The sequence below is a fragment of the Cryobacterium sp. TMT2-18-2 genome, assembly GCF_004402245.1.
GTDB lineage: Bacteria > Actinomycetota > Actinomycetes > Actinomycetales > Microbacteriaceae > Cryobacterium > Cryobacterium sandaracinum.
In genome coordinates this window covers 74,917-101,915 of the sequence record NZ_SOFU01000032.1, presented here as the reverse complement: position 1 = coordinate 101,915, position 26,999 = coordinate 74,917, and the positions used below count along the sequence as shown (strand labels likewise).

Annotated in this window: 22 protein-coding genes, 1 tRNA gene and 1 pseudogene; 6 read left to right on the top strand and 18 right to left on the bottom strand. The window is 68.3% G+C overall.

The window, feature by feature from the left end; all coding sequences use genetic code 11:
* Nucleotides 1-2: 2 nt before the first annotated feature.
* From paaZ to E3O22_RS10460, 4 genes are read right to left on the bottom strand one after another with little or no spacing between them, the layout of a single operon-like run.
* Nucleotides 3-2,084, bottom strand: a complete 2,082-nt coding sequence (paaZ, locus tag E3O22_RS10475) for a phenylacetic acid degradation bifunctional protein PaaZ (protein ID WP_134393881.1) — start codon at nucleotides 2,082-2,084, stop codon at nucleotides 3-5.
* A complete protein-coding gene (locus E3O22_RS10470; RefSeq protein ID WP_134393882.1) occupies nucleotides 2,081-2,983 on the bottom strand; it encodes a 3-hydroxyacyl-CoA dehydrogenase family protein in 903 nt (300 codons plus the stop codon). Before E3O22_RS10470 ends, paaZ begins: the two co-directional genes overlap by 4 nt.
* Entirely contained in the window at nucleotides 2,980-3,726 is a 747-nt protein-coding gene (locus tag E3O22_RS10465) for an enoyl-CoA hydratase/isomerase family protein (protein WP_134393883.1), read from the bottom strand. The genes E3O22_RS10470 and E3O22_RS10465 overlap by 4 nt, the downstream gene beginning before the upstream one ends.
* Nucleotides 3,727-4,911 carry an acetyl-CoA C-acyltransferase gene (locus E3O22_RS10460; protein ID WP_134393884.1) on the bottom strand — a complete coding sequence of 395 codons (1,185 nt, stop codon included), beginning with the start codon at nucleotides 4,909-4,911 and terminating at the stop codon, nucleotides 3,727-3,729.
* 141 nt (nucleotides 4,912-5,052) lie between these two features.
* Here E3O22_RS10460 and E3O22_RS10455 point away from each other — a divergent pair, with 141 nt between their 5' ends.
* Nucleotides 5,053-6,303 (top strand): low temperature requirement protein A, encoded by a 1,251-nt coding sequence (locus E3O22_RS10455; protein WP_134393885.1) that lies wholly within the window; start codon nucleotides 5,053-5,055, stop codon nucleotides 6,301-6,303.
* Nucleotides 6,304-6,338: 35 nt separating this feature from the next.
* On the opposite strand, the gene E3O22_RS10450 is transcribed toward E3O22_RS10455, so the two are convergent.
* The 3 genes from E3O22_RS10450 to E3O22_RS10440 are packed head-to-tail and all read right to left on the bottom strand — an operon-like array spanning nucleotide 6,339 to nucleotide 8,149.
* Entirely contained in the window at nucleotides 6,339-6,851 is a 513-nt protein-coding gene (locus E3O22_RS10450) for a hypothetical protein (protein ID WP_134393886.1), read from the bottom strand.
* Between the two features lie 16 nt (nucleotides 6,852-6,867).
* Nucleotides 6,868-7,410: a hypothetical protein gene (locus E3O22_RS10445; RefSeq protein ID WP_134393887.1), complete on the bottom strand. Its 543-nt coding sequence runs from the start codon at nucleotides 7,408-7,410 to the stop codon at nucleotides 6,868-6,870.
* Nucleotides 7,411-7,426: 16 nt separating this feature from the next.
* The gene (locus tag E3O22_RS10440) at nucleotides 7,427-8,149 is read right to left on the bottom strand and encodes a GntR family transcriptional regulator (RefSeq protein WP_370448399.1); all 723 of its coding nucleotides are present in this window, start codon (nucleotides 8,147-8,149) and stop codon (nucleotides 7,427-7,429) included.
* A gap of 103 nt (nucleotides 8,150-8,252) precedes the next feature.
* Between E3O22_RS10440 and E3O22_RS10435 the strand changes: the two genes are divergently transcribed.
* The gene (locus tag E3O22_RS10435; protein ID WP_134393889.1) at nucleotides 8,253-9,980 is read left to right on the top strand and encodes an L-lactate permease; all 1,728 of its coding nucleotides are present in this window, start codon (nucleotides 8,253-8,255) and stop codon (nucleotides 9,978-9,980) included.
* On the top strand, nucleotides 9,980-12,904 hold the full coding sequence (locus tag E3O22_RS10430; protein WP_134393890.1) for an FAD-binding and (Fe-S)-binding domain-containing protein: 2,925 nt from the start codon (nucleotides 9,980-9,982) through the stop codon (nucleotides 12,902-12,904). Before E3O22_RS10435 ends, E3O22_RS10430 begins: the two co-directional genes overlap by 1 nt.
* A gap of 132 nt (nucleotides 12,905-13,036) precedes the next feature.
* Here the strand turns inward: E3O22_RS10430 and treZ are convergent, their stop codons facing one another.
* The 4 genes from treZ to E3O22_RS10410 all read right to left on the bottom strand — a co-directional run bounded on the left by treZ (nucleotide 13,037) and on the right by E3O22_RS10410 (nucleotide 20,778).
* Nucleotides 13,037-14,809, bottom strand: coding sequence for a malto-oligosyltrehalose trehalohydrolase (treZ, locus tag E3O22_RS10425; RefSeq protein WP_134393891.1), 1,773 nt, complete (start codon nucleotides 14,807-14,809; stop codon nucleotides 13,037-13,039).
* Entirely contained in the window at nucleotides 14,799-17,189 is a 2,391-nt protein-coding gene (treY, locus tag E3O22_RS10420) for a malto-oligosyltrehalose synthase (RefSeq protein ID WP_134393892.1), read from the bottom strand. Before treY ends, treZ begins: the two co-directional genes overlap by 11 nt.
* Nucleotides 17,186-19,390, bottom strand: coding sequence for a glycogen debranching protein GlgX (glgX, locus tag E3O22_RS10415; protein WP_134393893.1), 2,205 nt, complete (start codon nucleotides 19,388-19,390; stop codon nucleotides 17,186-17,188). Before glgX ends, treY begins: the two co-directional genes overlap by 4 nt.
* A gap of 326 nt (nucleotides 19,391-19,716) precedes the next feature.
* Nucleotides 19,717-20,778, bottom strand: a complete 1,062-nt coding sequence (locus E3O22_RS10410; protein WP_134393894.1) for an LLM class flavin-dependent oxidoreductase — start codon at nucleotides 20,776-20,778, stop codon at nucleotides 19,717-19,719.
* Nucleotides 20,779-20,990: 212 nt separating this feature from the next.
* Between E3O22_RS10410 and E3O22_RS10405 the strand changes: the two genes are divergently transcribed.
* Both E3O22_RS10405 and E3O22_RS16755 read left to right on the top strand, forming a co-directional pair.
* A complete protein-coding gene (locus E3O22_RS10405) occupies nucleotides 20,991-21,371 on the top strand; it encodes a hypothetical protein (RefSeq protein WP_134393895.1) in 381 nt (126 codons plus the stop codon).
* Nucleotides 21,372-21,402: 31 nt separating this feature from the next.
* A pseudogene (locus E3O22_RS16755) lies at nucleotides 21,403-21,618 on the top strand (hypothetical protein); the annotation flags it as partial.
* A 528-nt stretch (nucleotides 21,619-22,146) separates the two neighbouring features.
* Here the strand turns inward: E3O22_RS16755 and E3O22_RS10390 are convergent.
* On the bottom strand, nucleotides 22,147-22,557 hold the full coding sequence (locus E3O22_RS10390; protein WP_241976611.1) for a YchJ family protein: 411 nt from the start codon (nucleotides 22,555-22,557) through the stop codon (nucleotides 22,147-22,149).
* 376 nt (nucleotides 22,558-22,933) lie between these two features.
* Here E3O22_RS10390 and E3O22_RS10385 point away from each other — a divergent pair, with 376 nt between their 5' ends.
* Nucleotides 22,934-23,152 (top strand): DUF1653 domain-containing protein, encoded by a 219-nt coding sequence (locus E3O22_RS10385; RefSeq protein ID WP_134393896.1) that lies wholly within the window; start codon nucleotides 22,934-22,936, stop codon nucleotides 23,150-23,152.
* Nucleotides 23,153-23,253: 101 nt separating this feature from the next.
* Here the strand turns inward: E3O22_RS10385 and E3O22_RS10380 are convergent.
* The 6 genes from E3O22_RS10380 to E3O22_RS10355 form a co-directional block, all read right to left on the bottom strand.
* Nucleotides 23,254-23,326, bottom strand: a tRNA-Ala gene (locus tag E3O22_RS10380).
* Between the two features lie 72 nt (nucleotides 23,327-23,398).
* Complete coding sequence (gene rsfS / locus E3O22_RS10375; protein WP_134393897.1) at nucleotides 23,399-23,776, bottom strand: ribosome silencing factor; 378 nt, start codon at nucleotides 23,774-23,776, stop codon at nucleotides 23,399-23,401.
* A gap of 40 nt (nucleotides 23,777-23,816) precedes the next feature.
* Nucleotides 23,817-24,806, bottom strand: a complete 990-nt coding sequence (locus tag E3O22_RS10370; protein WP_134393898.1) for a hypothetical protein — start codon at nucleotides 24,804-24,806, stop codon at nucleotides 23,817-23,819.
* A 47-nt stretch (nucleotides 24,807-24,853) separates the two neighbouring features.
* The gene (gene nadD, locus E3O22_RS10365; protein WP_255409049.1) at nucleotides 24,854-25,456 is read right to left on the bottom strand and encodes a nicotinate-nucleotide adenylyltransferase; all 603 of its coding nucleotides are present in this window, start codon (nucleotides 25,454-25,456) and stop codon (nucleotides 24,854-24,856) included.
* A gap of 15 nt (nucleotides 25,457-25,471) precedes the next feature.
* Nucleotides 25,472-25,672, bottom strand: coding sequence for a hypothetical protein (locus tag E3O22_RS10360; RefSeq protein ID WP_104169633.1), 201 nt, complete (start codon nucleotides 25,670-25,672; stop codon nucleotides 25,472-25,474).
* A 63-nt stretch (nucleotides 25,673-25,735) separates the two neighbouring features.
* On the bottom strand, nucleotides 25,736-26,998 hold the full coding sequence (locus E3O22_RS10355) for a glutamate-5-semialdehyde dehydrogenase (RefSeq protein ID WP_134393899.1): 1,263 nt from the start codon (nucleotides 26,996-26,998) through the stop codon (nucleotides 25,736-25,738).
* Nucleotide 26,999 lies beyond the last annotated feature (1 nt).

Sequence of the window (26,999 nt, the reverse complement as noted above, 5' to 3'; positions counted from 1 at the left end):
GGTTACTCCTTGGCGACCAGAGTGAGAACGTCGTAGGTGGCGACGACCTCATCGTTCTGGTTGTGCAGCACGGCGTCCCAGCAGACCTCGCCGTACTCGTCGGTCTCGCGCGGGGTGATCCGCTTGGCCGTCAGGGTGACCCGGATGCTGTCGCCGGGCGACACCGGGGTGACGAACCGCAGCTTCTCCAGCCCGGAGTTCGCGAGCACCGGCCCGGGGGCCGCATCCACGAACAACCCGGCCGCCCAGGACACCAGCAGGTAGCCGTGCGCGACGATCCCGGGGAAGAACGGGTTCGCCGCCGCCGCCTCGGGGTCCGTGTGCGCGTAGAACTTGTCGCCGGTGGCCTCGGCGAACGCCGTGATGTCGGCCAGAGTGACCACGCGCGGTCCGCCCTGGGTCTGGTCGCCGACCCGCAACTCGGCCAGGGACTTTCGGAACGGGTGGATGCCCGTTCGTACCGCGGCACCGGCGTGCCACTCCCCCGTGATGGCGGTCAGCATGTCGGGCGAGCCCTGGATGGCCGTGCGCTGCATGTGGTGCAGCACCGAACGGATGCCGCCGAGCTCCTCACTGCCGCCGGCCCGCCCGGGTCCGCCGTGCACGAGGTGCGGAACGGGCGATCCGTGGCCCGTGCTGCTGCGCGCGTCGACCCGGTCGAGCATCAGCACCCGGCCGTGGTGCGCTGCGATCCCGAGCACGAGCGTGCGCGCGATATCGGGGTGGTGAGTGGCCACGGTCGTCACCAGTGAGCCGCCGCCGCGCGCGGCCAGCGCGATGGCGTGGTCCAGGTCGGTGTACTCGATGATGGAGGCCACCGGGCCGAAGGCTTCGATCTCGTGCACGGCCGGGCTCTCCGGGTCATGGAAGGCCAGCAGGATGGGGGCGACGAAGGCGCCGCCCGGGTCGGTTCCGGTCGGGGCGTCCACCGAGCCCATCACGATGCGTCCGCCGCCGTCGATCAGGCGGGCGACGCTGGCGAGAACCTCGTCGCGCTGCCCGGTGCTGGCGAGGGGCCCCATGGTGACCCCCTCGGCGCGCGGGTCGCCGAGGGTGACGCGGCGGGCCATCCGTTCGGAGACGGCCGCGACGACCTGGTCGCGGCGGCCCGCCGGCACGATCAGCCGGCGGATGCTGGTGCACTTCTGACCGGCCTTGCTGGTCATCTCGGTCACGACAGAGGCGACGTAGGCGTCGAATTCGGCCGTGCCGGCCGCGGCGTCCGGACCCAGGATCGCGGCGTTGAGCGAATCGGTCTCGCTGGTGAAGCGCACGCCGCCCTCGACCACGTTCGGGTGGGCCTTGAGGGAGCGGGCGGTGCCGGCCGACCCGGTGAACGCCACCAGGTCCCGGTAGTCGAGGTGGTCGATCAGGTCGCGGGCGCTGCCGGAGATCAGCTGCAGGGACCCGGCGGGCAGGATGCCGGACGCCAGGATGTGGCGCACGACCGCCTCGGTCAGGTAGCCGGTGGGCGTCGCGGGCTTGACGATCGTCGGCACGCCGGCGATGAACGCCGGGGCCAGCTTCTCAAGCATGCCCCAGACCGGGAAGTTGAAGGCGTTGATCTGGCAGGCGACTCCGGGGATGCGGGTGTAGATGTGCTGACCGCTGAAGGAGCCGTCGCGGGAGAGCGCCTCGACGTCGCCGTCGATGTAGACCTGACTGTTGGGCATCTCGCGCCGGCCCTTGGAGGACAGCGTGAACAGCACTCCGATGCCGCCGTCGATGTCGACCATCGAGTCGTAGCGGGTGGCGCCGGTGCGGGCGGAGAGCGCGTAGAGCTCCTCCTTGACCCCGCCCAGGTACTGTCCCAGCTTCTTGAGCAGGATGGCGCGCTGGTGGAAGGTCAGTTCCCCGAGCGAGGCCTGGCCGACCGTGCGGGCGTGTTCGACCACGGCGGCCAGGTCGAGCCCGTCGCTGCTGACCCGGGCGACCTCGGCCCCGGTGCTCGCGTCGAGGACACGCTGGGCGACCACGTCGGTGTCCGGGGTCCACCAGGAGTCGAGAACGTAGCTGGGAACGACCGTGTCAGAGCTCGTGTCAGGGCCGGTGTCAGTGCTTGTGCCATTGCTGAGGAGTGTCATGATGCGTCCTTCCAATCGAAGAAGCCGCGGCCGCTTTTGCGTCCGAGGTCACCGCGTGCGACAAGGTCACGCAGCAGTTGCGGCGGGGCAAACCGGTCGCCGAGGGTGTCGTGCAGGTGTTCGGCGATGCCGAGGCGAACGTCGAGGCCGACGATGTCGGTCGTGCGGAGAGGACCGACCGGATGCTTGTAGCCGAGAACCATGGCCGTGTCGATGGCCTCGGGGCTGGCCACACCCTCCTCGACCATGCGGATCGCCTCGAGCGCGATCGCGACGCCGAGGCGGGAGCTGGCGAAGCCGGGCGAGTCCCGCACCAGGATCGGCGTCTTCCCGAGCGCGGACACCCAGGCCTGGGCGAGCCGGGCGAGCTCCGGGTCGGTGCGCTCCCCTGTGACAACCTCGATCAGGGTCGAGACCGGCACCGGGTTGAAGAAGTGCAGTCCGATGAACCGGTCCGGGCGGTCCAGCGCCTCGGCCAGATCGGTGATCGACAGCGAGGAGGTGTTGGACGCCAGCCAGGCGGTGGGGGCGAGGTGCGCCTCCACCAGGCGGAGCGCCTGCGTCTTCAGAGCCACGACCTCGGGAACGGCCTCGACGACGAGGCCGGAGCCGGCGAACGCGGCGGCATCCGTTGTCACGGTCAGCCGATCGACGAGCTCGGCGCTGCTCGCGGTCACGCTACCGCGGCTGAGGGATTTGTCGACGGCGGTCAGGACCCGGTCGCGGGCGGCGGCAGCCGCGTCGTCTCCCTGCTCCACCACGGTGACATGGGCCCCGGCCATCAGGAACGCGTGCGCAATGCCGGCACCCATGCGGCCTCCGCCGAGCACGCCGACCTGGTGCGGCACGGGCACGGACTGAGCGGCTCGGGCCTGTGTGGACACGGTGCTGGGCGTCATCGCTTCTTCCTCTCCAGGAATGCGGTCATTCGGGTGAATTTCTGGTCGGACTCGAACAGGCGCGCCTGGGCCTCGTTGTCGGCCAGCGGATGCTCCGCGGCGGGAACATGGAAGACCTCCTTGGCCAGCTGGGTGGCCAGCGGGTCCTGCTTGGCGATTCGGTCGGCCAGCGCGTGCGCTGCCGCGAGCAGGGCGTTCGACTCGTGCACCTCGGTGACCAGGTGCACCGCCAGCGCCTCGGAAGCGTTCAGGATGCGCCCGGCCAGGATGATCTCCTTGGCCACGGGTTCGCCGACCAGCGCGGCCAGCCGCCACAGCGCTCCAGCCGCCGGGATGATGCCGAGGGCCGTCTCCGGATTGCCGAGCCGGGCGGTCGTGGAGGCGATCCGGAAGTCGGCGGCGTAGGCCAGCTCGGCCCCGCCGCCGAGCGCCCAGCCGTCGATGGCGGCGATCACGGGCATTGGCAGGCGGGCGATCCGGCCGAACAGGGTCGAGTTGATCCCGTTCAGGGCGTCTTCTGCCCGGCGTTCCCGCAACTGGGCGATGTCGGCCCCGGAGGCGAAGACGCCGTTGGTGCCGGAGAGGATCAGGATGCGGGGTTCCTGCTCGAGGTCGGCGCAGACCAGGTGCAGCTCGTCGATCATGGTCTGGTCGATGGCGTTGCGCACGGCCGGTCGGTCAAGCTGTACGTGCACCCGGTCGGGCCGCTCCTCGACCAGCAGCGTCGTGAACTCGCGCGACATCTAGACGCGCTCCACCAGCAGGGAGGAACCTTGCCCGACGCCCACGCACATGGTGGCCACGCCGCGGTGGGCACCCTCGCGCTCCATGCGCCCCAGCAGGGTGATCAGGATACGGGACCCGGACGACCCGAGCGGGTGCCCGAGGGCGATGGCGCCGCCGTGCCGGTTGACGATTTCCGGGTCGAGGCCGAGCCGGCGGATGCAGGCCAGAGACTGGGTCGCGAACGCCTCATTGAGTTCGACGGCGTCGACGTCGCCGATGGTCAGTCCCAGGCGGTGCAGCAGCTTCTGGGTGGCGGGGACCGGGCCGAGGCCCATGGTCTCCGGGGCGACGCCGGCGCTGGCTCCGCCTACCACCCGGGCGCGGGGCGTCAGCCCCAGACGCTCGATGGCCGCCTCGCTCGCCACAACGATGGCGGAGGCCCCGTCGTTGAGGGAGCTGGCGTTGCCGGCCGTGACGATGCCGCCCGTCCGCACGACCGAGCGCAGCCCGGCGAGGCGTTCGAGCGTGGTGTCGGCTCGGGGGCCCTCGTCGATCTCGATCAGTCCGGCGCGGGTGGGGACACCCACGATCTCGGGCGTGAAGATGCCGTCACGTTGCGCCTCGAGTGCCAGCCGGTGCGAGCGGAGGGCGAACGTGTCGGCATCCGCCCGGCTGATGCCGTCGAGGGCGGCGACCTCCTCCGCCGTCTCCGACATGGAGAAGGTGGCCTTGTCGCGCGCTTGCAGGCGCGGGTTCGTGAAGCGCCAGCCAATCGAGGTGTCGACGATCTCGCCCGGCTTGGCGAACGCCTTCTCCGGCTTGGCGAGAACCCAGGGTGCGCGGGTCATCGATTCGACGCCGCCGGCGATCACGAGGTCTGCTTCGCCGGCCTTGATCATGTTGGCGGCCAGGTGCACGGCGGACAGGCCGGATGCGCAGAGCCGGTTGACCGTGATCCCCGGCACGTTGTCGGGGAGACCGGCCAGGAGCACGGCCATCCGGGCGACGTTGCGGTTGTCCTCGCCGGCCTGGTTGGCGGCGCCGAGGACGACCTCGTCAAGGAGGGTGGGATCCAGCCCGGACCGGGACACGACCGAGGCAAGCACGATGGCGGCCAGGTCGTCGGGGCGGATGCCGGCCAGCACCCCGCCGTATCGGCCGATAGGAGTTCGAACACCATCAACGAGGAATGCTTCGGGCATGGCTTCATCACCTTTGATCGCCGTGTTTACTAACTGACCGTTCGTTTTGTAAAAGAATGTCATAGAAAGTCCCATCAGGGCAACACGGGAGGCCGCCATGCCGCCTCCCCCACATCTGCCGGACTGAGGCAGACTGGGTGCGTGAACGCAACGCCCAGCACCGTCCCCTCCGCTCCCGGCACCGGTCGCCGCCCCGCCGGCCGTTTTGGCCTCCGGCTCAATCTGATGCGCCCGGATCGGCCCGACCTGGCGGATCGGGTCACCTACATCGAGCTGTTCTTCGACCTGATCTTTGTGTTCGCGTTGACCCAGCTGTCGCGCCATCTCTACGAGAACCAGTCCTGGCAGGGAGCCGCCGAGTCCGTCATCCTGGTGCTCGCCCTGTGGTGGATCTGGGTGCACACCACCTGGGTGACCAACCTGCTCGATCCGGCCCGCCTGCCTGTGCGCGGGGTCGTGATCGGCCTCTCCCTGGTCGGGCTGGTGGTGAGCGTCTCGATCTACGAATCATTCGGCGACCGGGGATTCCTCTTCGCCGTGGCCTACGTCACCCTGCAGCTGGGCCGAACGGCCTTCATGGCGCTCGCCCTCGCGCTCCACGATCGCGCCCTCTTCCGCGCCTTCGTGCGGATCTTTCTCTGGCTCGCCGTGGCCGGGCTCTTCTGGATTCTCGGCGGCCTGCTCCCGGCCGACTACCGGTTGCTGCTCTGGGCCACCGCACTCGGGATCGAGTTCGTTTCCGCGAAGCTCGGTTTCCCGGTGCCGGGCCTCGGCCGGGCCACTCCCGGCGACGGCGAGCTCTCCGGTCCGCACATCGCGGAGCGCAGCGCCCTGTTCGTCATCATCGCACTCGGCGAATCATTTCTGGTGACGGGCTTCGCCTTCGTCGATCAGGACGTGTCGGTGCCGGGTGTGCTCGGCCTGCTGCTGGCCTTCGTGAGTGGAGCGGCCATGTGGTGGCTGTACTTCGACCACAGCGAGTACGCGGGCAGCAAAGCCCTCGCCGATGCCGCCGACCCCGGCCGGCTCGCCCGGCTCGCGTATACCTATGTACATGCGATGCTCATCGCCGGCATTGTTCTGAGCTCGGTCGGCGTTAAGGAGATCCTGGCGCATCCGGATGACCCGGTCATTTTTTCGACGGCCGTCGCCATCACCGGCGGGCCTCTGCTGTACCTGCTGGGGCTGGCGCTGTTCCGATTCGTCGTGGCCCGGGAGGTGCTGATCTCCCATGTCACGGGAATCGCACTGCTGCTTCTGGCGCTGCCCCTCGCCTTCGCCCTCTCGCCGCTCGCGTTAGGAGCGCTGGGAGCGCTCATACTGACGACCGTCGCCTGCTGGGGGACCATCGTGCGCGTGCGGAACGGCACCGCCGAGAAGGAGGCCGGCTAGCCGAAACTGGGCGGCTTCGAGTGATCGAACCCCGGTCAGAAGAAGCCGTCGGGGGTGCCGGCAGCCTTCTCGACCGCCTCGGTGCCGATACGCGCGGCGGCGAGCTGGGCCATCGCGACGCGCAGGCCGGATTCCAGCTGGGCGGCCCAGACCTCGGTCTCGCGGCTGGCGGCGGTGGCGGCATCCGCTCGGGCGATAGCCTTCTCCTTCTCGGCGCGTTCGCTGCGCACCTGCTGGATGCTCAGGGTGATGCCGTAATAGGCGGCCACCATCGAGGCGATGGGCGTGGCGAATACGGCCAGGGCGTTGATGCTCTCGCTCGACACCCCCACCAAAAGCATCACGATGAAGGCCACGGCGAGGGCTATGATTCCGACCAGGACGACTAGCGCGGTGCGCTGGCCGGACGTGATCGTGAGGTGCGCGACGCGCCTGGGCGCGGGCTGGGCCTCGGGCGCCTGAGGCTCTTCCAGGGGCTCGAGCGTCTCGGTCTGATCGGACAGGGGCATCGACCGGGTGGGCGTGCTGGTCGAGGAGAAATCAGTCATGGTGAGGGCTCCGTCGTCAGAGTGCATCGGGGGAATAGGCGGTGGGGTCATTGTCTGCTGCCGATTCGGCGCGGTCAAGGCGGGCATCCGGGTCTTCGTTGAGGAAGACCCGTTTGTAGCTGCGCCCGTCGGGGAGTTCGACCGTTCGGCCGGCCAGCTTGCCACGGCTCAGCTTCAGGTAGATCGCCTGCGCGGTGACCCCCAGCTGCGCAGCTGCCTCGGACACGGACAGCCCGGGCAGATCGGTGGGCACGGCGCTGGGGCGTGCGGACCGCTTGCGTCCGGCCGCCTGCCGGGCGGCGATCTCCGCATCGGTGCCACTCCAGCGCCACTTCGCCGCAGCCGGTTTCAAACCGGCGGCGTCGGCGATCTCGTCCCAGCCCGCTCCCCCGCTGAGGGCGTCGCGCACACCGACCAAAGTGGCCGGGTCGGCGTCGAGCTCGAAAAGCAGGGAACGGATGGCCCCCAACCGCTCGAGCGGCGCCGACCCCGGGGCCGTGTCGAGGGTCACCAGGTGCGACAGGGCAACCCGGGTGGATGGTGCGAGAAAATAGCCCATGGCGTCTCCCGGGGACTCAGCCCCGGTGCAGGGATGACGGGAGGTGTGCCTCCGGGCCGGCTTCGCCGCCGATTGCCGCCGCGAGGCGTTCACGGGCACGGGCGAGGTGTTCGTCGAGCAACTCGGCGGCCGCGGGGCCGTCGCCCTCCCCGATCAGCTCGAGCAGGCGCTGGTGTTCGGCCTGGATCAACGCGGTGTCGAGCAGGTTCAGCGACTGCACCCGCACCATGCACAGGCGTACCTCGCTGACCAGAGAACGGTACATCCTGCTGATCCGCTCGTTGCCGACGGCGTCGATCAGACTGGTATGGAAACGCATATCGGGTTCCACGACGTCGAGGGCGGAGCCGCCAGCCACGGCCGCGATGTCGAGGTTGGCCTGCACGGCCCCTTCGGGGACGGTGCGGGTGAGGGCCAGGCGGCGCAGCACCTCGCTTTCGAGGTAGGCGCGGGCCTGGTAGATGTCGCGCACGGAGTCCGGTCCGAGCTCGGCGACGCGGGCGCTCTTGTGCGCCCCGCGCACCAGCAGTCCCTCAGCGACGAGTTTCTCGATCGCCGCCTTTGCCGTGGGGCGGGCGACGTCGTAGCTCGCGGCCATATCGGTCTCGGTCAGGGCCGCGGCGGAAGTCAATTCGCCTTCAAGGATTCGGGTTCGCAGGTCGTTCGCGATGGCATCCACAATCGACGTTGCCGTTACGCGCGCTGTCACGGGGCCTGCCTTTCTAAGGTGTGATCTCATCTTGACAGACAAAAAGACAGTTTACATTGACTTACTTGCATACTTGCTAGACAATCATTGAAGTGTCACGACGGCGTGACCACGACCTCAGTGTGGAGACCCAATCTTTCAACAGATACTCGATCCGATTCTCGGATCCCTCGTCCTGTCGGCCATCTGCGCCGCATTGCCGCTGATTCTCCTGTTCGTCCTTCTCGGCGTGTTCCGGGTGAAGGCGCATCAGGCGGCTCTGGCCAGCCTGCTCCTCTCGGTCGTGCTCGCCGTCATCGGCTGGCAGATGCCCGTCGGCCAGGCGCTGAGCGCCACGGCGGCGGGCGTCTTCTACGGCCTCTTCCCGATCCTCTGGATCCTGGTCAACGCGCTGTGGATCTACAAGCTCACCGTGGCCACCCCCTGGTTCGAGGTGCTGGGCCGCACCATCCGTTCCATCTCCAACGACCTTCGCATCCTGGCCATCCTGATCGCATTCTGCTTCGGTGCCCTGCTCGAGTCGCTCGCCGGATTCGGCGCCCCGGTCGCCATCTCCGCCGCCATGCTGATGGCCGCGGGTATGAAGCCGCTCAAATCCGCCATGGTGTCACTGCTGGCCAACACGGCCCCGGTGGCATTCGGCGCCATGGCCGCCCCGATCATCGCCCTCAACGGCGTCACCGGCCTGCCGATCCAGGACCTCGCCTCGATGGCCGGCCGCCAGACGCCGTTCATCGCCGTGATCGTGCCGCTGATCCTCGTCTTTATCGTCGACGGCAAGCGCGGCGTGAAGCAGACCTGGCCAGTGGCCGTGGTCGCCGGTCTCGTCTTCGCGCTGTCGCAGTTCGTCACCGCCAACTTCTTCGCCGTCGAACTGACGGATGTCGTGGCCGCCGTCGCCACCGTTGCCGCCGTTCTGGTCATGCTGCGTTTTTGGCAGCCGTCCGAGGCCATGGGCCTCAATGACGACGTCGACCTGGCCGGTGCCGAGAACCTGGTGAGCACGGCCGTGGGTTCGGCAGTACCCGCATCCGCCATGCGCAGCACGCCCACCACCGCCCTCAAGTCGGCGCGACGCTCCGCCGACAGCCCCGACCTGACCGACACCACCCGCCCGGAACCCCGTCAGGTGTGGAAGGCCATCGCCCCGTACCTGATCATCATGGGCATTTTCTCGATCGCGCAGATCCCGGCCGTCAAGGCCTGGCTCGGTACCGTGGGCAGCGTCACCTTCGCCTGGCCCGGACTCGACGTGACCGACGCGGCCGGCGACCCGGTTCCGGCCACGACCTTCAAGCTCGACCACCTCAAAGCCACCGGCACCCTGCTGCTCTTCTCCGGTCTGATCACCATGGCGCTCTACAAGATCTCGTTCCGCCAGGGCCTCAAAATCTACGGGGACACCCTCGTGCAACTGCGCTGGACCATCGTCACCGTCACCGCCGTGCTGGCACTCTCGTTCGTGATGAACCTGTCCGGCCAGACCGCCTCCCTCGGTGCCTACCTCGCCACCGCCGGCGCGTTCTTCGCCGTGATCTCTCCTCTGATCGGCTGGATCGGCGTGGCCTTGACCGGCTCCGACACCTCGTCCAACGCGCTCTTCGGGCAGCTGCAGGTCACCGCCGCCAACTCGACCGGCCTCTCGCCGGTGCTGATGGCCGCCGCCAACTCATCGGCCGGTGTGCTGGGCAAGATGCTCTCGCTGCAGAACCTGGCCGTGGCCGCCGCCGCCGTCGGATTGGTGGGAGCGGAGGCCCTGCTCTTCCGCAAGTTGGTCGGCTGGAGCCTGGGGCTGCTCGTGCTGATCACGGTTTTGATCGTGCTGCAGTCCACTCCGGTCCTCGGCTGGATGGTGCCGTAATGGCCCGCCGCGGCACGGCGGTCACCCCCGCCCAGGCGTTCTCCGGTCCCGCAGCTGCGCCTGCATCCGCCGGGACGCTGGGTGCCCTCCGCGCCGCGGTGTCAGACCCGGCCCAGGTCAAGACCCGGGCGATCGACCTGCACGCCAACGCCCACGACGCCTCGCATTTTCTGCTGGTACCGCAGGCCGTCGTCGTGGCCGCCAACGCCGGCGAGGTCGGCAAGCTGCTGCGCGCCAGCCGGGCGCAGGGTGTGCCGCTCACGCTCCGCTCCGGCGGCACCAGCCTGAGCGGCCAGGCACTCACCGACGGCGTGCTCGTGGATGTGCGCCGCAACTTCAAGCAGATCGAGGTGCAGGACAACGGCGCCCGGGTGCGGGTCCAGCCCGGCGTCACCGTGCGTGCCCTGAACGCCCGCCTGGCGAAGTACGGCCGCAAATTCGGCCCGGACCCGGCGAGCGAATCCGCCTGCACCATCGGCGGAGTCGTGGCCAACAACTCCTCCGGAATGGCGTGCGGCACCGTCGACAACGCCTACCAGACCCTGGAATCGGTCACGGTGGTGCTGCCCAGCGGCACCGTCGTCGACACCGGGGCGACGGATGCCGACGCGCGCCTCCGCACCCTCGAACCCGAGCTACACGAGGGTCTGCTGCGGCTGGCGAAGCGGGTGCAGGGGAACCCTTCCTCCGTGGCGACCATCCGGCACCAGTTCTCGATGAAGAACACCATGGGGTACGGCCTGAACTCCCTGCTGGACTTCGACCGGCCCGTGGACATCCTGGCTCACCTGATCGTGGGCAGCGAGGGCACCCTCGGGTTCGTCGCGGAGGCGGTCTTCCGTACCGTCCCGCGGCCGACTCATACCGTCACCGGCCTGCTGGTCTTCCCCGACCTGGAAACCGCCAACGCGGCCCTGCCCGCCTTGGTGGGAACCGGTGCGGCCACCCTCGAGCTGATGGACGCCCTGTCGCTCAAGGTCGGTCAGGGCCTAGACGATGTTCCGCCGGTCGTGCGCGACCTCGTGGTGCGGGACCACGCCGCCCTCCTGATGGAGTACCAGACGGACAACCCGGAACGGCTGGCGGAGCTGCAGCACGCGGGCATGGGCATTATGCCGGGGCTCGGGCTCAGCGCTCCGGTCGAGTTCAGTGCGGATTCCGCGACCCGCGCTCAGCTGTGGCACCTGCGGAAGGGACTCTACGCATCCGTCGCCGGCGCCCGTCCGCAGGGCACCACGGCGCTGCTCGAGGACGTTGTCGTGCCGGTGGCCGCTCTGGGTCGCACCTGCGTGGAGCTGATCCGGTTGTTCGACAAGTACAGCTATCGCAATAGTGTGATCTTCGGCCATGCCAAAGACGGCAACATCCACTTCATGCTCACCGACGGGTTCACCGGCACGACCGAACTAGAACGCTACAGCGCCTTCACCGAGGACATGGTGGACCTGGTGCTCGGCGAGGGCGGCTCGCTCAAGGCCGAGCACGGAACCGGCCGGGTGATGGCTCCCTATGTGCGGCGCCAGTACGGCGACGAGCTCTACGACGTCATGCGGAAGATCAAGACTTTGTTCGACCCCGCCGGGATGCTCAACCCCGGAGTGCTGATGAATGACGACCCTGAGGTGCACCTGCGTGACATCAAGCTGGTGCCGCCCGTCGCCGAGGTGGTCGACAGCTGCGTCTCCTGCGGTTACTGCGAACCCGTCTGCCCCAGCCGGGACCTGACCCTGACCCCCCGCCAGCGCATCGTCACCCTGCGCGCCATCGAACAGGCCCGCCGGGGCGGCGACCTGGCTCTGGCCGCCGAGTTGGAGAAGGACTTCGTCTACGACGGCGTGGAGACCTGCGCGGTCGACGGCATGTGCCAGACCGCCTGCCCGGTCAACATCAACACCGGCACCATGATGAAGCAGATCCGGCGCGGCGAGACCGGGCCGCTGATCAACGGCGTCTGGAACACCGCGGCCAAGAACTGGGGTGCGGTCACCCGCGGCGCCGGGCTGGCCCTCACCGTGGTGCGCAAGATCCCGGCCCCGGTGCTGATGGTACCCAACAAGCTCGGCCGAGCCGTGCTCGGCACCGACACGCTGCCGCTCTACTCGAGCGAGCTACCCGGTGGTGGCGGCAGCCGCTCCCGCCCGGCTCCGGCCCTGGCCCCGGAGGCCGTTTACTTTCCGGCCTGCGTGCAGACCATGTTCGGTCCGGCCACCGCCGGCACTCCGGGGGTGCAGGTCAGCTTCGAGCAGCTCTGCGACCGCGCCGGCATCACCTTGGTGGTTCCCGACGGCATCGACGGGCTCTGCTGCGGCACGCCGTGGTCGTCGAAGGGGCTGAAGGCCGGCGAAGAGGCCATGCGGGCCAAAACCCTCGCGGCGCTGCGCACGGCGACCCGGAACGGCGAGCTGGCCATCATCTGCGATGCCTCCTCCTGCACCGAGGGGCTGCGGCAGACGATCGAGGGTGACCTGAACGAGCCGCCCCTGCGGGTGGTCGACGCCGTGCAGTTCACGGCCGAACGCATCCTGCCGTCACTGCCCGAGTATCGGAAAATCGAATCGCTCGCGCTGCACCCCACGTGTTCCTCCACCCGGATGGGCATCAACGACAATCTGCAGACCCTCGCGGGTGGGGTGGCCGAGACGGTGCAGGTTCCGGAGAACTGGGGCTGCTGTGGGTTCGCCGGGGACCGTGGCATGCTGCATCCCGAGCTGACAGAGTCCGCCACCCAGGCGCAGGCGGCCGATGTCGCGACGATGGACGCCACGGCGTTCGTGTCGTGCAACCGCACCTGTGAGCTCGGGCTGACCCGGGCCACCGGCAAGGAATATCGCCACGTGCTCGAGCTGCTGGAAGAGGTGACCCGGCCCGACGCCGACGGTCCGGACGCCGCCGAGCCTCGTCTGGCGGAAACCGGCGCCGTGTAGGCCCGCGCCCGCTGTGGCGCACGGTGCGGAAGCAGGCGCACGGTAGAACGTGTGCCTGCTTCCATAGGGTGCGCCACGAGCCTGGGTTTCGAAGCGAGGTACGAGCCGGGGGGGGGGGGCTGGGGGCTCGGGCTACTCCGGGGTGCCGAGCACCGCGACGGAGTGCGGCGCGAGTAGGACTGTGGTCGGGGTACGGGAGAGGACCGCGTCGCCGACGGCGGCGAAGGATGCCAGGAGCGCCGGGGCATCCGTCGGCACGTCACGCGTCTCCGTGCCCAGGTTGACCAGGATTTCGGTGTCGCCGCGGCAGAGCCGCAGCCACCGCTCGTTCTCGTCGACGTCGACCGCGACCCGGCCGAAGCGCGGGTCCGTGATGTCCGGACGGGACCGCCGCAGCCAGCCCAGAGCCCGGTAGAAATCAAGCAGGCGCGCGTGGGCCGGCTGGGACACCTCATCCCAGTCCAGTACCGACCGCTCGAACGTGGCCGGGTCCTGCGGGTCGGGCACCACGGCCGGGTCCCAGCCCATGCGCGCGAACTCGCCGATCCGGCCCGTGCGGACGGCCTCGCCGAGTTCGGGTTCCGGATGCGACGTGAAGAACTGCCAGGGTGTGCTCGCCCCCCATTCCTCGCCCATGAACAGCATGGGCGTGAACGGGCCGAGCAGGGTCAGCGTGGCGGCGATCGCCAGCTGCCCGGCGTCGAGGGTCGCACTGAGGCGGTCGCCCGTGGCCCGGTTGCCGATCTGGTCGTGGTTCTGGTTGTTGACGACGAGGCGCCAGGCCGGCATCCGTGCGGTGTCGATCGGGCGGCCATGGGTGCGCCCGCGGAAGCTGGAGAAGGTGCCGTCGTGGAAGAACCCGCGGGTGAGCACTTTCGCGAGGGCGCTGAGCGGCTCGAAGTCGGCGTAGTAGCCCGTGGTCTCGCCGGTGACCGCCACGTGCACGGCGTGGTGGAAGTCGTCGCTCCATTGGCCGGTGAGCCCGTAGCCGCCGGCGTCCCGCGGCGTGATCAAGCGCGGGTCGTTGAGGTCCGACTCGGCGATCAGGGTGAGCGGGCGCCCGCAGGTGGCGCTCAACACATCGACGTCGACGGCGAGTTCCTCGAGCAGGTGCAGGGCGTGGTCGTCCCGCAGGGCGTGCACCGCATCCAGCCTGAGCCCGTCGACGTGGTAGTCGCCCAGCCACATCAGGGCGTTGTCGATGATGTAGCGGCGCACCGGGTCGGAGTCGGCCCCGTCGAGGTTGAGGGAGGAGCCCCAGCCCGTGTCGCCCCTCTCGTTCAGGTACGGACCGAACTGTGGCAGGTAGTTGCCGCTCGGGCCGAGGTGGTTGTAGACCACGTCCTGGATGACACCGATTCCGGCCTGGTGACAGGCGTCCACGAACCTCTGGTAGGCGGCCGGTCCGCCGTACCCCTCATGCACGGCGTACCAGAGCACCCCGTCGTAGCCCCAGTTGTGGGTGCCGTTGAAGGCGTTGACCGGGAGCAGCTCCACGAAGTCGACGCCGATCGAGGCCAGGTGGGCCAGCCGGCCCGCCGCGGCGTCGAGGGTGCCCTCCGTGGTGAAGGTGCCGAGGTGCAGCTCATAGATCGTGCTGCCGGCCAGCTGGCGGCCGGTCCAGGCGCTGTCCTGCCAGACGTGCGCGCCGGGATCGAACGTGCGGCTCTTCGCGTGCACGCCGTTCGGCTGGTGCCGGGAGCAGGGGTCGGGGAAGGGCCCCTGGCCGTCGATCAAAAAGCCGTAGTCGACGGGCTCATCGGCACGGCCCTCGGCGGGCTCGGTCACCGATCGCGGTGCGTGCCACCATCCGTCGCCCCGCGGGGTCATCGGCACGGTCTGGTCGGCGAGTTCGACCGCCACGGCCGAGGCGTTGGGAACCCAGACTTCGAATTCAGCGGGCATGGTCGGAACCTTCCAGGTCGGTCGTGCGGGTCAGGTCGGCGTCGTCGGCCGGCACCAGCAGGGCCACCGGGTAGCGCCCCAGCAGGGCGGCCACGTGGACGGATCCGCCGGGGTGGCGTTCCCCGGTCAGCAGGTCGACGACCGGCCCGCCGGCCAGGACCACGATCGTGTCTCCCCAGCCGCCGGCGGCCGCGAGCCCGAGCGGCAGCCGGGTGGCGATGGTGACCGCGCCGCCGCGGTCGAACGCGATCACGTGGTCGGCGGCGGCGCCGAACGCGGGGACCGGACTGTGCCGGTAGAAACGTTGGGGTTGGTCGCGGCGCAGCCGGAGGGCGCGCGTGGTGACCAGAAGTTTCGCGGCGCCGGTCTCGTCGACGGGCGGCAGCCAGCCGTCCTGCACCCGGGCCAGGTAGCCGCGCCTCAGGTCGTAGTCGACCGGGCGGCGGTTGTCGGGGTCGACGAGGGAGGTGTCCCAGAGCTCGCTGCCCTGGTAGACGTCGGGCACCCCAGGGGCCGTCAGCTGCACGAGCTTGTTCGAGAGCGCGTTGCTCCAGCCCGCCTGGCGTACCCGGTCGACGAACGCGGTGAGCGTCTGCGTGACCACCGGGTCGTTGAAGGCGGCGTTCACGAGGCCGCGCATCGCCGTCTCGAACTCCGCGTTCTGGCTGGTCCAGGTGGTCGACGTTCCGGCCTCCCGAGCCGCCTTCTCCGCGTAGGCGATGAGGCGTTCCGGTGTGGCCGGCCACGATCCGACGATGGCCTGCCAGAGCAGGTTCTCGAACGGGGCGTCGCCGAGGGGCGCGGTCGCGCGCAGGGTGCGCAGGGTGCTCTCCCATTCGGCCGGGATCTCGGCCAGCACCGAGATCCGGGCGCGCACATCCTCACTGCGCTTGGTGTCGTGGGTGGAAAGGGTCGTCATCGAGGCCGGGAAGGTGGCCTGACGGGTCTGCTGGCGACGGTGGAATTCGGCCATGTCGACCGCGAACTCCCCCGGGTCGGCGCCGACCTCGTTCAGGGAGGTGAGCCGACTGAAGCGGTAGTACGCGGTGTCCTCGACACCCTTGGCCATCACCATGCCCGAGGTCTGTTGGAAACGCACGGCCAGCGGATGCCCGGGGTCGCCGAGCAACGGAAGCAGAGCCTCGATCGCGGGGCCGAGGTCGGGCCGGTGTCGAGCCGCCTCGACGCCAGCGTGGCGCAGCTCGTCGACGCCCACCGGCAGGTAGGAGCGGTAGACCGGGAAGCAGGCCAGGAGTTCGGCCAGGGCGTCGACCGTGGTCAGTTCGGTGGTGGCGTCGCCGCCGGGGACAAGTCGGGCCAGGCGCACGACCTCGGCCTGGAGGGTGCGGTCCGCGATGACGCGCTTCCGCGCGTGCACCAGGTCGGCCCAGTCCGCCGGCGGCGCGTCACCGGTCGGCGCCGCGGCCTCGGCCTGCAGCCGGGCCTCGAGTGCGTCGAGCACGCCCTGCCCGGCCGGGTCGACGAGCAGCCGGTCGAAGTCGGCGAGGGCGTCGTACCCGGTCGTGCCGGCGGTGGCCCAGCTGGTGGGCAGCTGTTCGTCACCCTCGAGGATTTTCTCGACGAGAACGTAGGCTCCGTCGGTGGCATCCCGCAACCGATCGAGGTAGCCGCCCGGGTCGGCGAGGCCGTCGGGGTGATCGACCCGCAGCCCCTGCACGAGGCCGTCCTGCACCCAGCGCACGATCTCCCGGTGGGATTCGTCGAAGACCCACGGAACCTCGACCCGGAGGCCGGCCAGGGTGTTCACGGAAAAGAACCGGCGGTAGTTCAGTTGCGCGTCCGCAAGGCGCCAGTTGACGAGTTCGTAGTGCTGCCGTGCGTGCACGACGCGGCCGTCCGCGCCGCCGTCGGCGCTGCCCGGGGCGAGGGGGAACCGGTGGTCGTAGTAGTGCAGCTCGTCGCCGACCACCTGGAGGCGTTCGAGTTCGCTCACTCCGTGCGCGTCGTCGCCGAGCACGGGCAGCAGGATCCGGTCGCCGTTCGCGGCCCAGTCCACGTCGAAGGCCTCCGCGTAGCGCGACGCGGGGCCGTGCTGGAGCAGGTTCCACCACCAGAGGTTGCGGTGCGGGGTCGCGACGCCCATGTGGTTGGGCACGATGTCCACCAGGATGCCGCGCCCGGCATCCGTCGCGGCCGCCGCCAAGCGGGTGAGCGCCTCGGCTCCGCCCCGCACCGGGTCGATGCGGGAGTGGTCGACGACGTCGTAGCCGTGGTCGGAGCCCTCCTCCGCAGCGAGCAGCGGGGACAGGTAGAGCCAGTCCGCTCCCAACTCGGTCAGGTAGTCGAGCACCCCTTCCGCGGCCGCCAGGTCGAACGCGGCCGTGATCTGCAGACGGTAGGTGGTGAGCGGAATTTTCACGGCTGGACCAGGTGCGCCGGGTCGATCACGGGGATCGTCCCCGTCATCAGCCCGGCCAGGGAGGCCGCGACGGAGTGGTCCGGCGTGGTTTCCGGAGCGTGATACGCCCGCAGCACGACGAGGGAACGCGACGTCACCGTGTGCAGGGACCCGGCGGGCCGCGGGACCGCGTCGGCGCCTTCGCCCGCCGTGTCGACGACGATCTCCCACGCCGGGGCGTACTCGGCCGAGGGCAGGGTGAACTCGACATCCTCGGCGTCTGCGTTGAAGCAGACCAGGAAATTCACGTCGGTCACCACCCGGCCACGGACGTCGCGCTCCCGGATGCCGTCGCCGCTGAGGAACATGGCGACCGTGCGGGTGAGGTGCTCGTCCCAGTCCTGGGGCTGCATTTCCTGCCCGTCGGGGGTGAGCCAGACGAGGTCGCTCATCGGGTCGCCCGCGGCGCGGTGACCGGGGTGGCCGTTGAAGAAGCTGCTGCGGCGGAACGTCGGGTGTTCGCGGCGCAGCCGGGAAACGGCGGCCGTGAACTCGATCAGCGGCTGGTCAGCCTCCGACCAGTGGATCCAGCTCAGTTCATTGTCCTGAGCGTAGGTGTTGTTGTTGCCGTTCTGCGTTCGGCCAAGCTCATCGCCGTGCAGGATCATCGGCACACCCTGCGACAGGAGCAGGGTGGCAATGTAGTTGCGTTGCTGCCGGGCCCGCAATGCCAGGATCTCCGGGTCATCCGTCGGCCCCTCGACCCCGGAGTTCCAGGACCGGTTGTGCGATTCGCCGTCCTGGCCGTTCTCGCCGTTGGCGTCGTTGTGTTTCTCGTTGTAAGAGACCAGGTCGGAGAGGCTGAACCCGTCGTGCGCGGTGACAAAGTTGATTGAGGCGACGGGGCGGCGGCCCGAGTGCTCGTAGAGGTCGGCGGAACCGGTGATGCGCGACGCGAACTCGCCCAGCGTCGACGGTTCGCCGCGCCAGAAGTCACGCACGGTGTCGCGGTACTTTCCGTTCCATTCCGTCCACTGGGCCGGGAAGTTGCCGACCTGGTACCCACCGGGGCCGACGTCCCACGGCTCGGCGATGAGCTTGACCTGGGACACCACCGGGTCCTGCTGCACGAGCTCGAAAAAGGTGGAGAGCTTGTCGACGTCGTAGAGGTCCCGGGCCAGAGCCGAGGCCAGGTCGAACCGGAAGCCGTCGACGTGCATCTCGAGAACCCAGTAGCGCAGCGAGTCCATGATCAGCTGCAGCGAGTGCGGGTGACGCACGTTCAGGGTGTTGCCGGTGCCCGTGTAGTCCATGTAGTACCGCTTGTCGTCGTCCATGAGTCGGTAGTACGCCTCATTGTCGATGCCCTTGAACGAGATCGTCGGGCCGAGGTGGTTGCCCTCCGCGGTGTGGTTGTAGACCACGTCGAGGATGACCTCGATACCGGCGTCGTGCAGAGAACGAACCATGCCCTTGAATTCCTGCACCTGGTTGCCGAGGTCACCGGTGGAGGAATACGCGTTGTGCGGGGCGAAGAACCCGATGGTGTTGTAACCCCAGTAGTTGTTCAGGCCCTTCTCCTCGAGGGTGCCGTCGTTGACGAACTGGTGCACCGGCATCAGCTCGATCGCGGTCACACCGAGTTTCTGCAGGTGGTCGATGACCGACGGATGCGCCACGCCGGCGTACGTGCCGCGCTGTCCTTCCGGTACCGCATCCTGCAGCTTGGTGAGGCCCTTCACGTGGGCCTCGTAGATCAGGGAGGCGCTGTAGGGCGTGCGCAGGGGCCGGTCTCCCACCCAGTCGAAGAACGGGTTGACGACGACGCCGAGCATCATGTGCGGGGCTGAGTCCTCGTCGTTACGCGAATCCGGGTCACCGAAGTTGTAGGAGAACAGGGACTGGTCCCAGTCGATCGTGCCACAGGTGGCCTTGGCATAGGGATCGAGCAGGAGCTTGTTGGGGTTCGCCCTGCTGCCCGCGGCGGGGTTATAGTCGCCGTGCACGCGGTAGCCGTAGCGCTGCCCCGGTTGGATGAGGGGCAGGTAGCAGTGCCAGATGAACGCACTGGATTCGACCACGTCGATGCGGGTCTCCATGCCCTGTTCGTCGAAAAGGCAGAGTTCAACGCGGTGGGCAGCTTCGCTGAACAGGGCAAAGTTCGTGCCGCTGCCGTCATATGTTGCGCCGAGCGGGTACGCAGTACCGGGCCAGGTTTCCAAGGGGTGCTCCTCGTGCTACGGGTCTCGTGCTGTCGACACACCGACCGCGCCGGCATGCCCACAAGTACGCTACAGTCTGCCGGGCCCCGTCCACGCCCGATCCGTTTTCGCGGGTGACCGATCTGGGTATCACGCCGCTGTGAATGCGGTCGTGTCATCATCCTCGGCGCACCGGCCGGCGGAGCCCCGTGCCCGGTGTCGAACCGATTCGCCGGAGATTGTGGGAAAAAAGCTAGTCGACGGGGTACTGCAAGCCGGAGCGGGCAGAATCTCCGTCGAATTCGTTCCGTGCACTGTGACGAGCATCTTACTCTGGCGTTCCGCGATCACCCGCTCACGTCGTCGGCGCGGTCGGCAGCCACCAGCTCCCGCACGAGCGGTGCCACCTCGGTGCCGTAAAGCTCGATGCTGGTCATCAGTTTCTCGTGGGAGAGCGTGCCGAGGCTGTATTTGAGGTCGAAGCGGGCGAGCCCCAGCCCCACCGCCGTGGCGGCGATCTTCCTGGCCACGGTCTCGGGTGAGCCCACGAACAGGGCGCCGTCCGGGCCGGCGTCGTGTTCGAAGCGCTCCCGGGTGACCGGACCCCAACCGCGCTCGCGTCCGATCCGGTCCTGCATGGCGGCATAGTGCGGCCACATTTCCTCCCGGGCCTGGACATCCGTCCCCGCCACATATCCCGGGGAGTGCTCGCCGATCGGGCGGGTCGGCTTCTCGAACTGGGCCAGCGCACGGTGGTAGAGCTGGACCAGTGGCACGAAGGCCAGCGGTGAGCCGCCGATGATGGCCAGCATCAGCGGCAGGCCGTAGTGCGCGGCGCGCACGACTGACTGGGGGCTGCCGCCCACGCCGATCCAGGTGGTGAGGGATCCGGATTCGGTAGGCGGGAACACCCGCTGGTTACGCAGGCCGGCACGGGTCTCGCCCGACCAGGTGATGGGCTCCTCCGTGAGCAGCTCGGTGAAGAGGTTGAGCTTTTCCTCGAATAGAAGCTCATATTGCTCCAGCTCCAGGCCGAAAAGCGGGAACGACTCGGTGAAGGAGCCGCGACCCAGGATGACCTCGGCACGCCCGCTGGAGACCGCGTCGAGGGTGGAGAAGCGCTGGAAGACGCGCACCGGGTCGTCGGAGCTGAGAACGGTGACCGCCGACCCGAGACGGATGCCGGTGGTCTGCCCGGCGATCGCGGCCAGAACAACCTCGGGGGCGGAAACGGCGAAATCCTCCCGGTGGTGCTCACCGATCCCGAAAAAATCCAGGCCGACCTGATCGGCCAGCACACCCTCGGCCACCACGTTGCGCAGCGTCGCCGCCTGGGACAACCGGGCCCCGAAGGCGTCAAAGGTAACGTCACCGAAGGTATCCAGCCCGAGTTCGAACTTCTTTTTCATCTGGTGCGTGCTCCTCGCCGTGGTCGGTACATTCGACAAACTGTATGCAAATGCATTCAAAGTTCAAACCGCGGCCGTCCCGGGAATATTCCGAGCCCGACCTGAGGTTCAAGGCGCCCCGCCAGGGATGGAGGCCGCCGGCGAGCCTGACCGAGGGGGCAGAATGGGGTCAGGCGCCACCATCCGGTCGCCCCGGCGACAGGAGAATTTCCATGACCGAACACGAACTCATCTCGCTCTGGACCCGGGCCCGCTGGCACATCATCGTGTCCCAGCTCGCTCCGATCTTCCTCCTCACGGCGCTCGTGGCCTTCCTGTCCCTCGGCCTGGCGGAGGCCGAGCTGAGCGTGCGCATCGCGGCCGCGGGCATCCTGCTGGCCTCGGGCATTCTCGGCGCGCTCGCTCAAATCGCATCCGCGAACGAAGGGCTCGCCATCGTGGCCGACCTGCGCGCGCTGCCCGCGAGCAGCGCCCTCGGGCGCGGCGTCATCGCCTCCGCGCCGTGGATCAACGTCGTGCGCTTCCTGACCCCCGCAGTCTTCGTGGTCGTCTACATCGCCCTCGTGGCGGCCCTGTTCCTACCGTTCGCTTAGCCAATCACCACCACATCTCGTCGTTATCGGAATGTGGACCCCCAGGAATGGTGACGTCGAGGCACAGGGTGTGAGGGCGAATGGACAAACCCGAAATTTTGGGCCGACAAGCGCACCGGCTGTTCCCCGACGAGGGACTGATTGGCGTCCTCGACAGGGTCGAGTCCACACCCCCAGGCATTTTTCCTCAGCCAGCGCGCAGATCGTCGATCGCCTCGGCACCATGCAGAACGAGTGGGCCGAAGCGCAGGATTTCAGCTCCGTCGACACCTACAGGGCGCCGTTCACCAACCTCACGTTCGACTGGGTCTGCCCTGAGGACCTGCGCGAGCGGGTGACCGCGACGTGCAACACACCTTATGTCCAGTACTTCATTCCAGGAGACCATTGGACGCATGGACAAGCGGGAGACCACCCCGGCGGAGGGCACCACCTACCGGTTCGCAATGGAGGATCGAAGCGCTTCCCGGACATCCTGCAGGCCCGAACCGAAGCGAAACGAACCCGTACTACATCCACTCGTCCCAGCTGCCGGTGGGCTTCACCGACGACCCGTTCGTGGCCCTCATCCGCCAGGACGCGCTGCAGAGCACGTTCACCGGCGGCGTCTGTGCGGTGCGGACCATCGTGATGGACCACCTCCGCCCGGTCAGCCCGAGCAGCATCGGCCAGAAGAGCGAACGCGAACGATCTGCAGATTGCGTGACTTGTCGCACTGTCTGCCTGCGACGGGCTGCTGGCCCGGCGCGGCTGGAAGCCCCCTGGAGCAGCTGGGCTAGACGGCGTCCTGGTAGACCCACCGGCGGTTCAGGCGCACGAACCGGCTGATCTCGTGCTGCTGCGAGGAGACGCCGCCGGACCGGCTGTGCGCGGTGAACTCCACCACCCCTTCGGTGTCGAACGGGCCGCCCTGCTTTGTCCGTTCGATCTCGAGGCGGAGCCAACGCACGTCGGCGTCGAGTTCCAGCACCTCCGGGCGGGTGAACGGATGCCACGTCGTGAGCAGGTAGTCCGGCTCCCCCACCGCGAAGGCCGCGTACCGGGACCGCATCAGCGCCTCCGCGGTGGGCGCGAACGCGTCCCCGCGGTGGAACCGGCCGCAGCACGCGGAATAGGGGTTGCCGCTCAGGCAGGGGCACGGTCGAGGGCGCTGCGGGCGCTCCGCGTGGATCGAAGTCTCTGGCACCCCTCCAGTATCGGGCAGCGTCCGGGGCGCCGGAACCCGGTCGGCTCGGTCTCGTATTTGCGTACTGCCGCCTGTTTGACCGCAGCGTCGCAGTCACCTCCCCCCGGTGCCGGGTTCGTTCTGTGGCTCCCGTCGCTCGAGTGTCGACCGGACTCGCAGCGATACTCGCGGTGCGGGCAACCGGTGGCGGGACGGTCGGGGCGAAGTGGTCGGCGAGCCGGTCCGGCCAGGTCGGCGGCCGCCGCCAGGGTTCCGGCTCCTCGAACAGGTGCGTGGCGCCGGGCACCAGGGTACGGCCCGGTACCCGTCTGTCCGGCTCGACTGAGGAAATGACTGTTTGGGAATGCCGGGCGAAGGAGCCTAGAGTCAGCCCATCATGAATGACATTGCGATCGGCAGATACAAGCACTACAAGGGCCACCTCTACGAGGTTCTCGGCGTGGCCCGGCACTCGGAGACCGAGGAACAGCTGGTGGTCTACACCGCCCTGTACGGAGAACGCGGGCTGTGGGTGCGCCCCCTGGCCATGTTCACCGGAACCGTCCGCATCGACGGCGCAGAGATGCCCCGCTTCGCCCTGATCGACGGCGCGTGATCCTAAGCCCCGCCAATAAGCTTTTCTGCCCCACATAACCAGAACAGGCCTCGACCGAAGTCGAGGCCTGTTTCATGTTTTCGCTGCGTTGTGCTATTCGGTGGATCCGAGGGGATTCGAACCCCTGACCCCCTGCATGCCATGCAGGTGCGCTACCAGCTGCGCCACGGACCCAGAATGTGTTTCGCAACTTCCCCGAAACAACTTCTCTAGGCTACTACATGATTAGCTAGCAACTGACCACCGCTACTCGGCGGCCTTGTGGGCAGGCAGTTCGATGGGAATGACGGGGCAGTCTTTCCACAGACGTTCGAGCGAGTAGTACACGCGCTCTTCCTCGTGGAAAATGTGCACGACGAGATCGCCGAAGTCAACCAGGACCCAGCGCCCCTCGGCACGACCTTCGCGACGCAGCGGTTTGTGGCCGGCCTCGGTCATCTTGTCTTCGATCTCACCGGCGATGGCCACCACGTTGCGCTCGGAGCGGCCCGTGACGATCAGGAAGATGTCGGTGAGAGGCAGGGGATTGGATACGTCGATTGCGACGAGGTCCTCCCCCGCTTTCGAGTCTGCGGCGGCGGCGGCCACCTGGAGGAGCTCGAGAGCATGGGCAGAAGCGGTCATCGAATGAATCCCTGAGTTAGTGAAAGCGAAATGGATGGCATTAGAAAATCTTGAGAACGTAGCCGGCCACGATCAGGGCCAGCACGCCGAAGGCGAGGACGCCTGCGGTGGCGGTTAGGACGGCCGGGACGGTCAACCCGCGCTTTTTCGGTGGAGCCATGACTCCCCGGGTCGAAGCGTGCGTGCTGACGGCGCGGCTCGCACTGACCGGGGCGACGTCACTATGGTGTCCACCCTCGTCGAGCTGGTCGAGCATCTGATCCATGTCCGACGAGTCGAAGACGTTCGGCAGGGCTCCGGTGGAACCGAGGCTGCGGGGCAAGTCGACGGACCCGGTGACCATAATCTCACCGGTGCTCATCAGCGGGCCCGACGAAGATCCGTGGTGCGGGATGGACGGCAGGATCAGGGCGTTGGTCGTGGTCGGAATGCCGCCGGCGCTGATGCCGCGAGCCACGATCTGGTCGAACGGTTCGAGCTGTGTCACGCCGGGAACGTGGTCGTCGACCTCGTCGCGGGCCAGCGACCAGTGTCCGACCGGCGGGTGGAGCACTCCGGGTCGGGACTTGACCTTCGTGCGCGGAGAGGCCTCGATCAGGAACTCGACGGGCGGCGCCACCTTGGCGGGGGCCACCGGAACGTGCAGCGCGTCGATGGCGAAGGGGTGCGCAGCCGTCTCGGGCACAGATGCGGGTGCGATCGGGGCAGCCGGGAGCGCCGACTCGGTGTGGGAGTTGTGCTTCAGCAGGAATTCGCCGGAATCGCCGGTCCGTGCGGTCTGAAGCGCGCGCAGCTCACGACGGGTCAGGGTGCTGTGGTCCTGCGCGTGGACAACGCTGCTCATGCTGTCGACGGCGCGAGGCGCGAACGCGGACGGTGCGGCGGGATACTGCTGGGCGGCGTGCTGCCGTGCGGAATGGGCATCCGTCACCGGAACCGGCGCCTGATCCGCCGGAGCTGGTTCGAGCGGCGCTGGAGGCGCAGGAACGTCGGATTCGCCGGCGACGACCTGCTCGTTCCGACTAGCCAACTCGCGAGCTTGTCGCCGCGTCAGTGGCTGTGGGTCATTACCCAACGTCATGCCACACTCCGATACAGATGATGCTTTGAGATGTACTGGACGACCCCATCGGGGACCAGATACCAGACCGGGAATCCCCGATTCACACGTTCCCGGCAGTCCGTGGACGAAATGGCCAGAGCCGGAACCTCCAATAAGCTTACGTCCTGGTTGGGCAATCCCGAAATACTGAGCTCGTGTCCCGGACGACTCACAGCCACGAAATGGGCCAGGTCCCAGAGCTCCTGAACATCTTTCCAGCCCAGGATCTGCCCCATCGCGTCGGCACCCGTAATGAAGAAGAGCTCCGCGTCCGGGCGTTCGGCGTGCAGATCCCGCAGGGTGTCGATCGTGTAGGTGGGCCCGGTCCGGTCGATGTCGACCCGGCTGACCGTGAACCGCGGATTGGAGGCGGTGGCGATGACCGTCATGAGATACCGGTGCTCGCTCTCGGTCACATCTGCCTTCTGCCACGGCTGACCGGTGGGAACGAAAATGACCGTATCAAGGTCGAAGCTCTGAGCCACCTCGCTGGCGGCCACAAGGTGCCCGTGGTGGATGGGGTCGAACGTGCCGCCCATCACGCCGATGCGCGGTGGGCGGGCCCCGGGATTATCGATGGGTGGCGCTTCCGGTTAGTGGTCGCTGCGCGCGCCGCCGTGGGCGTCGGCGTAGGCCTTCGCCTTGGCCTGGTGGCGGTTGGCGACATCCCGGTAGGACCAGACGACGAAGCCGAGCGCGGCGAAGACCACGAGGGCGATCACTCCGTAGAGGAAGATCGGCATCGGCAAATCGACGAGACCGGCCTCAGCCAGCACAACGGTCAGGAACGACATGGGATTCTCCATTCAGGGACACACAAGGCACAGTGATGCGCCACCGCCAACAGTCTAGCGGGGCTATGCGCGCACCTGGCCGGAGCCACGCACGATCCACTTGGTGCTGGTGAGCTCGGGCAGACCCATCGGCCCGCGAGCGTGCAGTTTCTGGGTGGAAATGCCCACCTCGGCTCCGAAACCGAACTCGCCGCCATCGGTGAACCGGGTCGAGGCATTGACCATGACCGCCGCGGAATCCACTTCTCCGAGGAACCGGTCGGCGTTCACAATGTCGTTTGTGATGATCGACTCCGTGTGACCGGTCGAGTAGCGACGGATGTGCGCAATGGCGTCGTCGAGGGAGTCGACGACTGCCACGGCCAGATCGAGGCCCATGTACTCGGTGGACCAGTCCTCCTGCGTGGCCGGCACGGCCGCGGGGAAGATCTCGCGCACGCGGTCGTCGCCGTGCAGGGTAACGCCGGACTCCGTCAGCTTCGCCAGAACGGCCGGCAGGAGCCGCGCGGCCGCGGCCTCGTGCACGAGCAGGGTCTCGAGGGCGTTGCAGACACTGGGCCGGTGCACCTTCGAGTTGTGCACGATGTCGACCGCCCACTCCGGATTCGCCGACTCGTCGATGAAGATGTGCACGACGCCGGCCCCGGTCTCGATCACGGGCACGGTCGACTGGGTGACGACGGCCCGGATCAGGCCGGCGCTCCCCCGCGGGATCAGCACGTCCACAAGGCCGCGGGCCTGCATCAGCTCGGTGGCACCGGCACGGCCGAACGGGTCGATGGTCTGCACGCACGCCTCGGGCAGGCCGACCTGCCTGATCGCGTCCTGCAGCAGGGCGACGAGCACCCGGTTGGTGTTCTCGGCGGCCGATCCGCCCCGCAGGACGACGGCGTTGCCGCTCTTCAAAGCGATGGCGGCTATGTCCACAGTGACGTTCGGGCGGGCCTCGTAGATGACGCCGACGACACCGAAGGGCACACGCACCTGGCTGATTCGCACGCCGTTGGGCAGGCTGGAGCCGCGCACAACTTCCCCGACGGGATCGGTGAGCAGGCTGATCTCGAGCACGGCGTCGGCGAGGGCGTTAATGCGCGCCTCGTCGAGGCTGAGGCGGTCGAGCATGCCCTCGGAGAGGCCATTGTGCGTGCCGGCGGCCAGATCCAGGGTGTTGGCGGCCAGAATTTCCGCCGCGCTCCCCCGCAGGGCGGCGGCGATCCCGTGCAACGCCTGGTTCTTCAGCCCGGTCGGCGTCGTGGCCAGAGTTCGGGCGGCGGTGCGGGCGGCTTCGAGGATCGGGGTGATCTGAGGTGAGTCGGTCTGCAGCATC